The 13636-nt window shown below is 66.9% G+C and carries 10 protein-coding genes and 1 pseudogene; all 11 read left to right on the top strand.

What is annotated here, in order from left to right; all coding sequences use genetic code 11:
- Positions 1–4 precede the first annotated feature (4 nt).
- A complete protein-coding gene (locus tag AC1DN2_RS20925; protein ID WP_476851820.1) occupies positions 5–946 on the top strand; it encodes an ABC transporter permease in 942 nt (313 codons plus the stop codon).
- A complete protein-coding gene (locus AC1DN2_RS20920) occupies positions 943–2808 on the top strand; it encodes a dipeptide/oligopeptide/nickel ABC transporter permease/ATP-binding protein (protein WP_476851819.1) in 1866 nt (621 codons plus the stop codon). The genes AC1DN2_RS20925 and AC1DN2_RS20920 overlap by 4 nt, the downstream gene beginning before the upstream one ends.
- Entirely contained in the window at positions 2805–3680 is an 876-nt protein-coding gene (locus AC1DN2_RS20915) for an ATP-binding cassette domain-containing protein (RefSeq protein WP_223914556.1), read from the top strand. The genes AC1DN2_RS20920 and AC1DN2_RS20915 overlap by 4 nt, the downstream gene beginning before the upstream one ends.
- Before the next feature lie 123 nt (positions 3681–3803).
- Complete coding sequence (locus AC1DN2_RS20910) at positions 3804–4640, top strand: sugar phosphate isomerase/epimerase family protein (RefSeq protein ID WP_476851818.1); 837 nt, start codon at positions 3804–3806, stop codon at positions 4638–4640.
- A gap of 31 nt (positions 4641–4671) precedes the next feature.
- Positions 4672–5838, top strand: coding sequence for a Gfo/Idh/MocA family protein (locus tag AC1DN2_RS20905; protein ID WP_476851817.1), 1167 nt, complete (start codon positions 4672–4674; stop codon positions 5836–5838).
- Positions 5839–5946: 108 nt separating this feature from the next.
- The gene (locus AC1DN2_RS20900; RefSeq protein WP_476851816.1) at positions 5947–7008 is read left to right on the top strand and encodes a LacI family DNA-binding transcriptional regulator; all 1062 of its coding nucleotides are present in this window, start codon (positions 5947–5949) and stop codon (positions 7006–7008) included.
- A gap of 85 nt (positions 7009–7093) precedes the next feature.
- Positions 7094–8500: a glucuronate isomerase gene (gene uxaC / locus AC1DN2_RS20895; protein ID WP_476851815.1), complete on the top strand. Its 1407-nt coding sequence runs from the start codon at positions 7094–7096 to the stop codon at positions 8498–8500.
- The gene (locus AC1DN2_RS20890) at positions 8497–9942 is read left to right on the top strand and encodes a mannitol dehydrogenase family protein (RefSeq protein ID WP_476851814.1); all 1446 of its coding nucleotides are present in this window, start codon (positions 8497–8499) and stop codon (positions 9940–9942) included. The genes uxaC and AC1DN2_RS20890 overlap by 4 nt, the downstream gene beginning before the upstream one ends.
- Positions 9943–10168: 226 nt before the next feature.
- Entirely contained in the window at positions 10169–11980 is a 1812-nt protein-coding gene (uidA, locus tag AC1DN2_RS20885; protein WP_476851813.1) for a beta-glucuronidase, read from the top strand.
- Between the two features lie 58 nt (positions 11981–12038).
- Positions 12039–13463: a glucuronide transporter gene (gene uidB / locus AC1DN2_RS20880; RefSeq protein ID WP_476851812.1), complete on the top strand. Its 1425-nt coding sequence runs from the start codon at positions 12039–12041 to the stop codon at positions 13461–13463.
- A 33-nt stretch (positions 13464–13496) separates the two neighbouring features.
- Positions 13497–13636 (top strand): annotated as a pseudogene (locus AC1DN2_RS20875) (bifunctional D-altronate/D-mannonate dehydratase); the annotation flags it as partial.

Here is a 13636-nt window from a genome sequence, read left to right as displayed (position 1 = left end):
CACCATGATCAGGTTCATTGCGAAACGACTGGGCAGCGGGCTGGTGGTGCTGCTTGTTGTCTCGGCGCTCACCTTCTTCCTGCTCTATATGTCCAGCGGGAGCATCGCCAGGAACATCCTGGGCGATCAGGCCACCGCTGAGCAGGTGGCGATGAAAGAACACGAGCTGGGGCTGGACCAGCCCCTGCTGACCCGCTACTTTGCCTGGGTGGCCGATGCCCTCAGCGGAAACCTGGGCGCCTCCTGGTTCTCCTCGGAACCGGTGGCCAACTCCCTGGCCACCCGGATTCCGGTGACCATGACCATGGTTTTCGCCGCAATGATCCTGATCGCAATTTGTGCCGCACTCATCGGTGTCTTCGCCGCGGTCAAGCGCGGCTGGGTGGACAGGGTGGTCCAGGTTGGCGCCATCATCGGCGACTCCGTTCCGGGGTTCGTGATCGGCGTCATCCTGGTCACCATCCTGGCCATCCAGCTGGGCCTGTTCCCGGCCACCAGCACCATTTCCCCGGATTCCGGGGCCGACGCGTGGGTCTATTCCATGTCGCTTCCGGTGATAGCCCTTCTGATCAACGGCGTCACCGGGGGCGCGCAGCAGATCCGCAGCGCCGTCATCAAACAACTCGAGCGGGACTATGTCCGCACCCTGCGCAGCCGCGGGATCGGCGAGCGGGAAATCCTGTTCAAGCACGTCCTGCGCAGCGCCGCGCCGGCCGGCCTGACGGTGCTGAGCCTGCAGCTGATCGGCATGCTGGGCGGCGTGGTGATCATCGAGCAGATCTTCGCCCTTCCCGGCATGGGTCCGATGGCGGTCGCCGCCACCGGCCAGTCGGATCTTCCGGTGGTGATGGGCGTCGTGATGTACACGGTGGTCGTCGTCATTGTGGTGAACCTGCTGGTGGACATCCTCAATGGCTGGCTCAACCCGAAAGTACGTGTGTCATGAACAATTCTTCCGAAGAAGCCGCCGCAACCGCGGCATCCGCCGCCATTCCGATTCACCCCGGCCAGAGCGGCACCGTGGTCCGGTCCACCGTCATCCGGCGCCTGTTCAGGAACCCCCTGGGCCTGATTGCCATGACGATCCTGCTGGCGATTTCGCTCCTGGCCGTCCTGGCTCCCGTCCTGGCCCCGTTTGACCAGAACTATGCCAACATTGCCAAGACCCTCGCCGCTCCGGACTCCGTCAACATCCTGGGAACGGACAGCGCCGGGCGCGATCTCTGGAGCCGTTTGCTGTTCGGCGCGCAGCTGACCCTACTTTCCGCCCTGCTGTGCGCCGGCGTGGCCATTGCCATCGGCCTGCCGGCCGGGCTGATCGCCGGCTACTACTCGGGCAAGTTCGAGGCAGTCTCCAACTGGGTGGTCAGCATCCTCATGAGCCTCCCCGGGCTGATCGTGCTGCTCACCATCCGCGCGGCCTTCGGCCCCTCGGTCTGGATGTCCATGATCGCCTTCGGCATCCTGATCAGCCCGTCCTACTTCCGGCTGACCCGCACGGCCGTCCAGTCCGTGCGCAACGAGCTGTACGTTGACGCCGCCCGGGTCTCCGGGCTGTCGGACCTCAGCATCGTCGCGCGCCACATCTTCTCCGTGGTCCGCGCCCCCATCATTATCCAGACCGCGGCCATTGCCGGTGTGGCCATCGCCATCCAGTCCGGCCTCGAGTTCCTCGGCCTGGGCGATCCCACCAAGGCGACCTGGGGCGTAATGCTCTCGGAGGGCTTCAAGAACGTCTACCTGGCTCCCACGCTGCTCTTCTGGCCGGCGCTGGCCATGGCGCTCACCATCGGAGCCCTGGTCCTGCTGGGCAACGCCATCCGCGACGCCCTGGAAGACGGCGAAAAAATCAAGCACCGCAAAAAGAAGGCAGTCTCAGTAGAGGGCCCGACGCCGGCGCCCGCCGCCGCGCGCCCGTCGCGGAAGTCAGTGGCCGCCGTCGACCCCGGAACCGAACACCACCTGGTCAAGGTGACCAATCTCGGCGTCGGCTATCCGCAGGCAGACGGCTCCATCAAGAAGGTCGTCGACGACGTCTCCTTCCACGTGGACCGCGGCGAGATCCTGGGCATCGTGGGCGAATCCGGTTCGGGCAAGTCCCAGACCGCCTTCTCCATCCTGGGGCTGCTGCCGGACAATGCCCGCATCGTGGCCGGCTCCATCCAGTTCGATGGCAACTACACCGTTGCCCCGGGCGAGGAACGCGTCAGCCAGGAGCGCCTGTCCAAACTGCGCGGCAGGCGGATTTCCTACATCCCGCAGGAGCCCATGAGCAACCTGGACCCGGCCTTCACCATCGGCTACCAGCTCGTGACGCCCATGGTCCGCGTCCTCGGCATCTCCAAGGCCGAGGCCAGGAGGCGGGCATTGAAGCTGCTCACCGACGTCGGAATCGCCAACCCGGAACGGACCTTCAACGCCTACCCGCACGAAGTCTCCGGCGGCATGGCCCAGCGCGTCCTGATCGCCGGCGCCATCAGCTGCGAACCGGACCTGGTTATTGCCGATGAGCCCACCACGGCCCTGGATGTCACGGTGCAGGCGGACGTGCTGGACCTGCTGCGCGAGCTCCAGCAGCGCCTGAACATCGGCGTCATCCTGGTGACCCACAACTTCGGTGTGGTGGCGGACCTCTGCGACCGTGTGGCTGTCATGCAGAACGGCCGGCTTGTGGAGGAAGGATCCGTCCGCGACATCCTGCGCAATCCGCAGGAGCTTTACACGCAAACGCTCCTGGCATCGATGCTTGAGGGCAAGGAACCCATGTCCATGCTCGTTTCCACCGGCCAGAAGGAGCCAGTCGCATGAGCCCCACCGACAGCGCTCCGCTGCTCACAGTCGACCAGCTGGTCGTCGAGTACCCCAGCAAGAAGTTCCGGGCCAAGCCCTTCCGCGCCCTGACGGACATCAACATCACCATCGGCCGCGGCGAAACCCTCGGCCTGGTGGGGGAGTCCGGTTCCGGCAAGACCACCCTGGGCCGCGCCATCCTGGGGCTGGCCCCGGTGACCGGCGGGAAGATCAGCTTCGACGGCAAGGACATCAGCCGCGCCACCCGCAAGGACCGGCGGGTCCTGAGCCGTGACCTTCAGGTGGTGTTCCAGGATCCCTACACCTCGCTGAACCCGGCCCTGGAGATCGGCGACATCCTCGCCGAACCACTGGGTGTGCAGGGCATGGACGCCGCGGCGGCCAAAAAGCGTGTGAGGGAACTGCTGGACCAGGTGGGCCTGCCCGCCGACGCCATCAACCGGCTGCCGCGCGAATTCAGCGGCGGACAGCGCCAGCGCGTGGCGATCGCCCGCGCCCTGGCCCTCTCGCCCAAGCTGATCGTCTGCGATGAGCCGGTCAGTGCCCTGGACCTCTCCACCCAGGCCCGGGTGCTGGACCTGTTCCTGCAGATCCAGAAGGACACCGGTGTGTCCTACCTCTTCGTCTCCCACGACCTCGACGTCGTCCGGCACATCAGCCACCGCGTCGCCGTGATGTACCACGGGGAGATCGTCGAACAAGGCCCGGCCGGCGTCGTCACCACCGACCCCGACCACCCCTACACCCAGCGGCTGCTGCTCGCCTCCCCGGTCCCGGACCCGGACCGGCAGGAACAGCGCCGCGCGGACCGGCACCGCCTGCTCGAGACGCAGCGCATGCAGCACGAACAAGCGGGCGCCCTCGCCTGAGGCCACCCGCGCCGTCAGGCAGAACGGCCGGCGCCCTGGCGGCAGCACCTAACCGGCAACGAGGGCCCTTGCGGGTCCGTAACACCACGGAGGAATACAGTGGCCAAAATTGGCGTACAAGCGATGATGCTGAAAGACAGCTTCGCCGAAGTGGGGGCGTTCGAGACGCTCCGCAAGGTGAGCGCGATCGGATACAACGCCGTCGAGATCTCCCAGATCCCGATGACCCCGGAGAACGTCGCCGAGCTGGGCCGCGCCCGGAGCGAACTGGGCATGGACATCGCGGCACTGTCCGTCGCGATGGAGACCCCCAAAGGCCGTCCCGGGGACTCCCTGGCGGAGCACTTCGACAAGATCGTGGCGGACGCCAAACGCCTGGACTCCAGCCTCCTGCGGATCGGCATGCTGCCGTTCCCGGCCATGAAGTCAATCGCGGCAGTCGTTGATTTCGCCAAGGAGGCCAACGAGTACGCGCAGCGCCTGCAGGAACAGGGCCTGAGCCTGTATTACCACAACCACCACATCGAGTTCGCGAAGTTCGACGGCAAATTCATGCTGGACATCATTGCCGAGAACTCCCCGGCCATGGGCATGGAAATCGATGTGCACTGGGTGCAGCGCGGCGGCCTGGACCCGGTCCGGACGCTGCAGAAGTACGCCGGCCGCACGGCCATGGTCCATCTGAAGGACTACCGGATCGGAGAACTGCCGGAGTCCTCGTTCGGGCTCCTGGATTCCGGGGACATCATGGGCTTCATGACCGAGTTCAAGAATGTGGTCCAGTTCGCTGAAGTGGGCGAAGGCAACCTGGACTTCGCATCCATTGTTCCGGCCGCCCAGGCCGCCGGCGCCCGGTACCTGCTCGTGGAGCAGGACGAACTCTACGGGCGCACCGTCTGGGACGCGCTGCAGACCTCCCACGACAACCTGGTGGCGCTCGGCCACGCCGAACTTTTCTAACCCACCCCCACTGACTACGGAGAACCACCACATGAGCAAGCAAGTACGCCTGGGCATCATCGGCCTGGGCCAGCAGGGCGGCGCCTACGCCCAGTTCATCACCGACGGCCTGGTCCCGAACATGGTGATCGGCGCCATCTGCGACACCGACCCCGCGAAAAAGGAACTGGCGGCCGCCAGGTACCCCGACGCGCCCTTCTACGACGACTACATCACGATGCTGGAAAGCGGCGACGTCGATGCGGTCGTGACGTGCGTGCCGCACTTCCTGCACCCGGAAATGGGGATCGAGACCCTCAAGCGCAACATCCACGCCCTCGTGGAGAAGCCGGCCGGCGTCTACACCAAGCAGGTCAGGGAGCTCAACGAATTTGCCGCGGGCAAGCCCGAGCTGTCCTTCGCCATCATGTTCAACCAGCGCAACAACCCGCTGTACCAGAAGCTGAAGGAGATCGTCGACGACGGCGAGATCGGCGGCATCCGCCGCACCAATTGGATCATCACCAACTGGTGGCGACCGCAGGGCTATTACAATTCCAGCGAATGGCGCGCCACGTGGGGTGGCGAGGGCGGCGGCGTTCTGGTCAACCAGGCCCCGCACCAGCTGGACCTGTGGCAGTGGATCTGCGGCGTGCCGAAGTCCGTCTACGCCAAGGTGGCCTACGGCTTCCGCCGCGACATCGCCGTGGAGGACGAAGTCACTGCCGTGGTGGACTACGGCAACGGCGCCACGGGCGTCTTCGTCACCGCGACGCACGACCTCGTGGGAACCGACCGCTTCGAGATCCTGGGCGACCAGGGCAAGATCGTGGTGGAGAACAGCAAGACCGCCACCGTGACCCGCCTGAAGAAGCCCGAGCGTGAACTCAGCGACGGCATGGGCATGGACGATGTCCGCAAACTCTTCATGGGCGAGCTGAATCCCGGCGAGTACTACACCACCGAGGTCATCGAGTTCGAGTCCGTCTGGGGCGCGCAGCACTCCGGCGTCCTGGCGAACTTCGCCGCCAACATCCTGGACGGCACGCCGCTGCTGGCCCCGGGATCGGACGGCATCAAGGGTGTCCGGCTGGCCAACGCCATCCACCTCTCGAGCTGGACCGGCACGGAAGTGGCGCTGGACTTCGACGAGGAAGAGTTCCTCGCCGAGCTGAACAAGCGCATCGCGGATGAGGGCAAGTTCGCCGAGCGCTCCTAGCCCGCCCCGCAACCCCAGCCCAACTAGCTCGCAGCAGGGGCCGTTTTGAGCGCTCAAAACGGCCCCTGCTGCGAGCTGGTTGGGTTGTTTCCTCGTTAGGATGGGGCGGTGACTGAACCCAAGACGCCGGACGCTGCCGCAACAACAGACCCGGCCAAGAAGCACTCCCGGTCCGGAAAGTCCCCCGCCACCATCTACGACATTGCCAAGGTTGCCGGCGTCAATCCTTCCACCGTCTCACGGGCGCTGAGCAAGCCCGGCCGGGTCAGCGCCAAGACGCAGAAACTCATCGAGGACGCGGCCGCCGAGCTGAACTACCAGGTCAATCCGTTCGCCCGCGCGCTGCCCACCGGCCGCACCAACACCTTCGGCCTGATCGTCGCGGACATCACCAACCCCACGTTTTTCGACATCATCCGCGGGGCGGAAACGACCGCCACGCTGCGGGACTACACCCTGGTGCTGGCCGAGTCGGCCGAGTCCGGCGTCACCGAACTGACGGCATCACGCCGGATGATGGCCACCGTGGACGGCCTCATCCTGGCCAGCCCCCGCATGGACGACGACGACATCCGCGCCATCGCCCGGGACAAGCCGGTGGTGGTCATCAACCGCGAGGTCGACGGCGTGCCGTGCGTGGTTCCCGACGTCAACAAGGGCATCAGCGAGGCAGTCCGCAGCCTGGCCGCCAACGGGCACCACAAGGTTGCCTTTGTTGCCGGGCCGCCGCAGTCCTGGATGTCCGCGCGCCGCTGGGAAGGCGTGCAGGCGGCCTGCGAGTGGTCCCGGCTCGAAGCCGTGCGGCTGGAATCCACCAAACCCACGGTCGACGGCGGCCGCCAGGTGGCGCGCGACGTCCGGGCAAGCGGCGCCACGGCGGTGCTGACCTACAACGACCTCCTGGCCATCGGGCTCATGCAGGAACTCCAGGCCGCCGGCATGGTGGTCCCGGACCAGATCAGCATCGTGGGTTTCGACGACATCTTCGGCGCGGATTTCACCACGCCACCGCTCACCACCGTGCGCTCGCCGCTGGGGGAGTGCGGCGCCGGTGCCGCGACCCTGCTCCTTGATCTGCTGCACGGTGCGGGGGAACCGGCCGCCACGCTGCGCGTCGAGACGGAGCTGGTGCTGCGCGGCTCGAGCGGGCGGCTGCTGCCCGCGGGCTAGCCACACCTGTGAGGCCATCCGCAACTTGATGGCAATTATTGGCAACCGGTTGACAAATGCCGGAGGCAAGCCGGACCATTGATCTATGTCACAGTCGATTGCCGCCAACCCAGACCGGCTTCTGCCCGCGGATCCCGGAACGCGCAGCATTGCGCGCGACCTCCTCCAGCGCGTCCAGGACCTCCCCATCATTTCCCCGCACGGGCACGTTGACGCCGCCGTCATCGAGCACAACAGCCCCTTCCCGGACCCGGCAGCGCTGCTGGTCAGCCCGGACCACTACGTCACCCGGCTGATCCACGCCAGCGGCGTCCCGCTGGACCGGCTCCGGGGCTCGGCCGCGGCGGAACCGGACTCCCGCACGGTCTGGCGCGAGTTCTGCAAGGCCTGGCCGCTCTTCGAAGGCACGGCCTCCGGCTACTGGCTCCGCACCCAGTTCAGCAGCGTCTTCGGCCTCCGGCAGGAGATCAGCGCCGAAACCGCCGACGCCAGCTACGACGCGATCTCCGCCAAGCTGCTGGAGCCCGGCTTCCGTCCCCGCCAGCTCTTCAAGGACTTCAACATCGAGGTGCTGGCCACCACCGACGACCCCCTGGACAGCCTCGCCAGCCACGCGGCGATCGCCGAGGACCCCACCTTCCACGGCCGCGTCCTGCCCACCTTCCGCCCCGATGCCTACCTCAACATCGCGCACCCCACGTGGAGTGCGAATGTTGACCGGCTTATTGCGGCAGCGGGCGACGGCGCCGCCGGCTATGCCGGCTACCTCACCGCCCTGGAAAACCGGCGCCGCTACTTCGTGGACCACGGCGCAGTCTCGGCCGACCACGGCGTCCGGACCCCGGCAACGCTCAAGCTCGACGCCGGCGACGCGGCCAGGCTGTTCGACCGCGCCCGCTCGGGCCAGGCCACGGCGGCCGACCGCGACGACTTCGAGGCCCACATGATGTACCAGATGGCACGGATGTCGGTGGAGGACGGCCTGGTCATGACCATCCACCCGGGGTCCTACCGCAACCACCACGAACCCACCTTCAACGCCTTCGGCGCCGACACCGGCCACGACATCCCGTTCGCCGTCAACTACACCGAGGCGATCCGTCCGCTGCTGCAGGACTTCGGCACCGCCAAGGACTTCCACCTGGTGCTCTTCACCCTCGATGAGACCGTGTTCTCCCGCGAACTCGCGCCGCTGGCGGGTTTCTACCCGTCGGTCTACCTCGGTGCGCCATGGTGGTTCCTGGACGCGCCCGACGCCATGCTGCGCTTCCGCTCGGCCGTGACCGAAACCGCAGGATTCTCCCGCTCGTCCGGCTTCATCGACGACACCCGCGCCTTCTGCTCCATCCCCGCGCGCCACGATGCCTCCCGCCGGATCGAGGCCTCCTTCCTGGCCAGGCTGGTCGCGGAGCACCGCGTCAGCGAGGACCGCGCCCATGAACTGATCGTCGACGTCGTGGACGGCTCACCCCGACGGGTGTTCAAACTGTGAGCGCCGAACTGACATCCGCACAGGAATCCGAGGTCGAGGCCGCCGTGGAACTTCCCCAACTGAGCCGCCGCCTGCACCCCGGTGCGACGGCGCCTGTGCGGATCGTCCATCTGGGGCTGGGCGCCTTCCACCGCTCGCACCAGGGCTGGTACACCCACCAGGCGTCCGACGCAGCGGACTGGGGCATTGCGGCCTTTACCGGACGCCGCCCCGACGCCGCCCTGGCGCTGGCCGAACAGGACGGGCTCTACACGATCGTGAACCGGGCCGACGGCGGCGACACCTTCACCGTTGTCAGCAGCATCGTCGAAGCCGTGGACGGGGCGGATGTCCAGCGCCTGGCGGAGCTGGTTGCCGCGCCGGCCACCGCGGTGATCACCCTGACCATCACCGAGGCGGCCTACCGGCTCCGCGCCGACGGGCAGCTTGACCGCTCCGCGCCCGACGTCGCCGCCGACCTTGCGCTGCTGGCGTCCGGCAGCGCCAACCCGGCGACGCCGCTGGGCCGGCTGGTGCTGGCCCTCGCCGCCCGCCGGGCTGCCGGGGCGGGACCGCTCGCCGTCGTCTGCTGCGACAACCTTTCCAACAACGGCACCGTCGCGCACAATGCCGTGGCAGGCATGGCCGGGGCGTGGGACGCGGGCCTGGCCGGATGGATCGACGCCAACGTCAGCTTCGTCAGCACCTCGGTTGACCGCATCACTCCCCGCACCACGGCCGCGGACATCGCCGCCGTCCAGGCCGCGTGCGGCTACCGCGACAATTCGCCCGTGGTGGCCGAGCCCTTCTCCAACTGGGTGCTCAGCGGGGAGTTCCCCGCCGGGCGGCCGCGCTGGGAAGACGCCGGAGCCGTGTTCGTCGCCGAGATTGAGCCGTACGAGAACCGCAAACTCTGGCTCCTGAACGGCGCGCACTCCCTGCTGGCCTACGCCGGCCTGCTGCGCGGCCACACCACCGTGGCCGAGGCCCTGGCAGACCCGCTGTGCCTGCGGGCCATTGAAAGCTTTTGGGACGAGGCGGAGGCAAATCTGTCCGGGCCGGCGGGACATGCCGCCGAGCTGCAGATCCCGGCCTACCGCGCCGCCCTGCTGGAGCGATTCGGCAACGCCCGGATTGCCCACCACCTCGCACAGATCGCCATGGACGGCAGCACGAAGCTGCGGATGCGCGCCGTTCCGGTGCTGCGGGCCGAGCGTGCCGCGGGCAGGCCCGGCGCGGCGGCCGCGCTCATGATTGCCGCCTGGATGGACTACAGCGCCGCCTCGGCCGCGCTCCAGGATCCGCTCGCCGAGGAGGCAGCCGCAGCCAATCGGCTCGCGGGCGCCGAGCGGACCCGTGCACTGTTGGCCCTGGTGGATCCGGCCCTGGCCGGTGACCGTTCCGTCGTGGACCTCATTGAAAGCTTGCGCGGAACGTTCGGGGAGCAGGCTGTCTCCCCGTAACGCCCTGCGGGCAAGCACTGCTGCCCGGCTCCCGGATCATCGGGAGCCGGGCAGCAGTGTTTCAATGAACAGCGGAGTTTCAATGAACTTTCAACAAAATGATGGCAACCGCTTGCCATTTGATTGCCAAGTGATTAGGATTACAGCAAGAGCACAAACCGGCCCCGCGGCCGGACCCTAAAAACCCTCCCCGGCACTGCCCGCAAAGACGCGATAGGACCTCCCAATGCTCAAGCCCCAGGCCAGCGAAACCCGCGAGATCGTCAACCTCGACGGCCTGTACCGCTTCAAGGTCGACCATGACCGCTCCGGCCACCGGGACGAATGGTTCAAGGCGCCCCTGGAAACCGGACTGGAAATGGGCGTCCCGGCCAGCTACAACGACGTCTTCCCCGACAAGGCCATCCGGGACCACGTGGGCTACGTCTGGTACCAGCGCGACGTGCGCGTCCCGCGCGGCTGGGCAGGGGAGCGCATCCACGTCCGCCTCGACTCCGCCACCCACGAAGGCATGGTGTGGGTGGACGACACCCTGGTGGCACAGCACACCGGCGGCTACATGCCGTTCAGCGCAGACATCACGGACCATGTGACACCCGGACAGGCCTTCCGCCTGACGGTCTCGGTCAACAACGAGCTCACGCAGGCCACCATCCCGCCCGGGACCATCACCGTCACCGGGGACGGCCGCCGGCAGCAGAGCTACCTCCACGATTTCTACAACTACGCCGGCCTGCACCGCAGCCTCTGGCTCTTCAGCACCCCCGCGGTCACGGTCGATGACATCACCGTCGTCACCGGCTTCGAAGGAACCGCCGGCAGCGTCGACTACACGATTGCCACCGCCGGCGGAACCGGCAGCGAAACGGTCACAGTTTCCCTCCGCGACGCCGACGGCGTCGAGGTCGCCCGCGCCGACGGCGCCCGCGGCACCCTGGCGGTCGCCGACGTCGTGCTCTGGAAGCCCGGCGCGGCCTACCTGTACAGCCTCACCGCGCAGATCCGCGACGGCGGCCGGCTGCTGGACAGCTACACCCTGCCGGTCGGCGTCCGCACCGTGGAAGTCAGCGGCAAGGAATTCCTCATTAACGGCGAACCGTTCTACTTCACCGGCTTCGGCATGCACGAGGACCACGTGGCCATCGGCAAGGGCCACAGCAACGCCCAGATGGTCAACGACTTCCAGCTCCTGGACTGGGTGGGCGCCAACTCGTTCCGGACCTCGCACTACCCCTACGCCGAGGAAGTCATGGAGTTCGCGGACCGGCACGGGATCGTCGTGATCGACGAAACCGCCGCCGTCGGGCTGCACCTGGGCTTCGGCGCCGTCTTCGGCGGCATCGCCAAGAAGACCTACGTCGAGGGCGGCGTGGACGCCAACACCGCCGCCAACCACCGGCAGGCGATTACCGAACTCGTCGCCCGCGACAAGAACCACCCCTCCGTCGTGATCTGGTCGATCGCCAACGAACCCAACGGTTCCGAGGAGGGTGCCCGCGAGTACTTCGCACCCCTCGCGGAGCTGACCCGCAGCCTGGACCCCACCCGGCCCGTCGGCTACGTCAACGTCCTGTTCGACACCCCGGACAAGGAACTGCTCGGGGACCTGTTCGACGTGATCATGCTCAACCGCTACTACGGCTGGTACGTCGATAACGGCGACCTCGAAACCGCCGAGCAGCACCTCGAGAAGGAGCTGCGCGAGTGGGAAGCCAAGTACGGCAAGCCCATGATCATGACCGAGTACGGACCGGACACCATGCCCGGCTTCCACTCCATCTATGAACAGCCCTGGAGCGAGGAATACCAGGCAGCGTTCCTGGCCATGTACCACCGGGTCTTCGACCGGGTCGACGCCATGGTCGGTGAACAGGTCTGGAACTTTGCGGACTTCCAGACCTCCAACGGCATCATGCGCGTTGACGGCAACAAGAAGGGCGTCTTCACCCGGGACAGGCGGCCCAAACCCGCCGCCTATGCCCTGCGCCAACGGTGGACGGCACTGGCCGGCACCAAGAACAGCACCTCCAAGGCGTAGGCCTCACCGCACATTTTTCGCCGGACCCAGGTCCGGCAACGGGTAAAGGAGCCCAATCATGAAAAAGCTGAACAAGCTCAGCATCGTCGGCTATGGCGCCGGCGACGCCGCAAACAATCTCGCCTTCACCACCGCCACCATGTTCCTGCTCGTGTACTACACGGATGTGGCCGGAATCTCCGCCGCGGCCGCCGGCACCCTGCTGCTGGTGGTGCGGATCTTCGACGCCTTCGCCGACGTCTTCGCCGGCCGCGTGGTGGACCGGACCTACAGCAAGCGGTTCGGCAAGTTCCGTCCGTTCATCATGTTCGGTTCCATCCCGTTGCTGCTGCTGAGCGTGGCCACCTTCTCCATCCCTGAGCTCGGCGAATCCGGCACTCTGCTCTACGCCTACGTCACGTACGCAGCCCTGGGCCTGGCCTACAGCCTGGTCAACATCCCCTACGGCTCCCTCGCCGGCGCCATGACCCAGGACCCCGCGGAACGCGCCAAGCTCGGCTCCGCCCGGATGATCGGCGGAATGCTGGTCGGCTCCGCCCTTGGCATCTTCGTGGCGCCTTTGATCAAGCCGGGCGCCAACCTGCAGGCAACGTTCACCACCATCACCCTTGTCTTCGTCGTCATCGGCGCGGCCCTGTACCTCTTCACCGTCCTGACCGCCAAGGAGCGGGTCCACCGCGCCGTCCCCAACGTCACGTTCAAGCAGAGCATGGACACCCTCAAGGGCAACAGGCCGCTGCTGATGCTGTGCGTGAGTTCCTTCTTCTTCCTGACCGGCTACTTGGCCCTCACCTCGGTCCAGCTGTACTACCTCCGCGATGTCCTGGGCCGGCTGGACCTGTACCCCGTACTGTCCATCACCCAGCTCGTCCTCACTTTCGTTCTGGCCCTGTTCATGCCGAAGCTGGTCCGGAACCTTGGCAAAAAGCGCGTCTACATCTTCTCCTCGCTGCTCACGGTCATTGGCGGCGCCATCGTTTTCTTCACCCCGGCAAGCCAGGTCTGGATCGGATTCACCGGCCTGGTCATCAGCCTCGTGGGCGTGCTGGCGGTCAACATCGTCGTGTGGGCGCTCGAGGCCGACACCGTGGAGTACGGCGAATGGAAGACCGGAGTCCGGACCGAGGGCATCACCTACGCGTTGTTCTCCTTCACCCGCAAGACCGGACAGGCCGTCGGCGGTGCGCTCGCCGCCTACGCCCTGGCCCTGGGCGGCTACAAGTCCGGCGCCGTCCAGACGCCCGACGCCGTCTTCGGCATCCAGATCGCCGCAGGCGCCCTGCCGGCCGTCATGACCATCCTGGCCGTGCTCGTCATGGCCAAGTACACGCTTACCGATGCCATGCACGCCCGGATCCTCACCGAGATCCAGGCCCGCCGCACCGGCGGCGACGGTTCTTCGGCGGCCGTCCGGCCGGCCGGCACCGCCGACGGCGCCCCCACCGTTCCGGCCGGCGCCGGGCCGCTGGCGCCGGGCAACTAAGACACCCCCTGTAAGAGCAGAAAAGGACCTGTTGTGAAAATCATTGCCGCTGAAGTGTTCGTCACCAGCCCCTCCCGGAACTTCGTGACCCTGCGGATCACCACCGAGGACGGCGTGACCGGGATCGGGGACGCGACCCTGAACGGGCGCGAGCTCGCCGTGGCCGCCTATTT

It is taken from the genome of Arthrobacter sp. 01L42 (assembly GCF_056400005.1).
This window is presented reverse-complemented; position numbering and strand designations above follow the sequence as displayed.

What these genes read in the sequence shown, in the direction of transcription:
- AC1DN2_RS20925 (WP_476851820.1), top strand. Translation starts at nt 5, where the DNA reads ATGATCAGGTTCATTGCGAAACGACTGGGCAGCGGGCTGGTGGTGCTG.
- AC1DN2_RS20920 (WP_476851819.1), top strand. Translation starts at nt 943, where the DNA reads ATGAACAATTCTTCCGAAGAAGCCGCCGCAACCGCGGCATCCGCCGCC.
- AC1DN2_RS20915 (WP_223914556.1), top strand. Translation starts at nt 2,805, where the DNA reads ATGAGCCCCACCGACAGCGCTCCGCTGCTCACAGTCGACCAGCTGGTC.
- AC1DN2_RS20910 (WP_476851818.1), top strand. Translation starts at nt 3,804, where the DNA reads ATGATGCTGAAAGACAGCTTCGCCGAAGTGGGGGCGTTCGAGACGCTC.
- AC1DN2_RS20905 (WP_476851817.1), top strand. Translation starts at nt 4,672, where the DNA reads ATGAGCAAGCAAGTACGCCTGGGCATCATCGGCCTGGGCCAGCAGGGC.
- uxaC (WP_476851815.1), top strand. Translation starts at nt 7,094, where the DNA reads ATGTCACAGTCGATTGCCGCCAACCCAGACCGGCTTCTGCCCGCGGAT.
- uidA (WP_476851813.1), top strand. Translation starts at nt 10,169, where the DNA reads ATGCTCAAGCCCCAGGCCAGCGAAACCCGCGAGATCGTCAACCTCGAC.
- uidB (WP_476851812.1), top strand. Translation starts at nt 12,039, where the DNA reads ATGAAAAAGCTGAACAAGCTCAGCATCGTCGGCTATGGCGCCGGCGAC.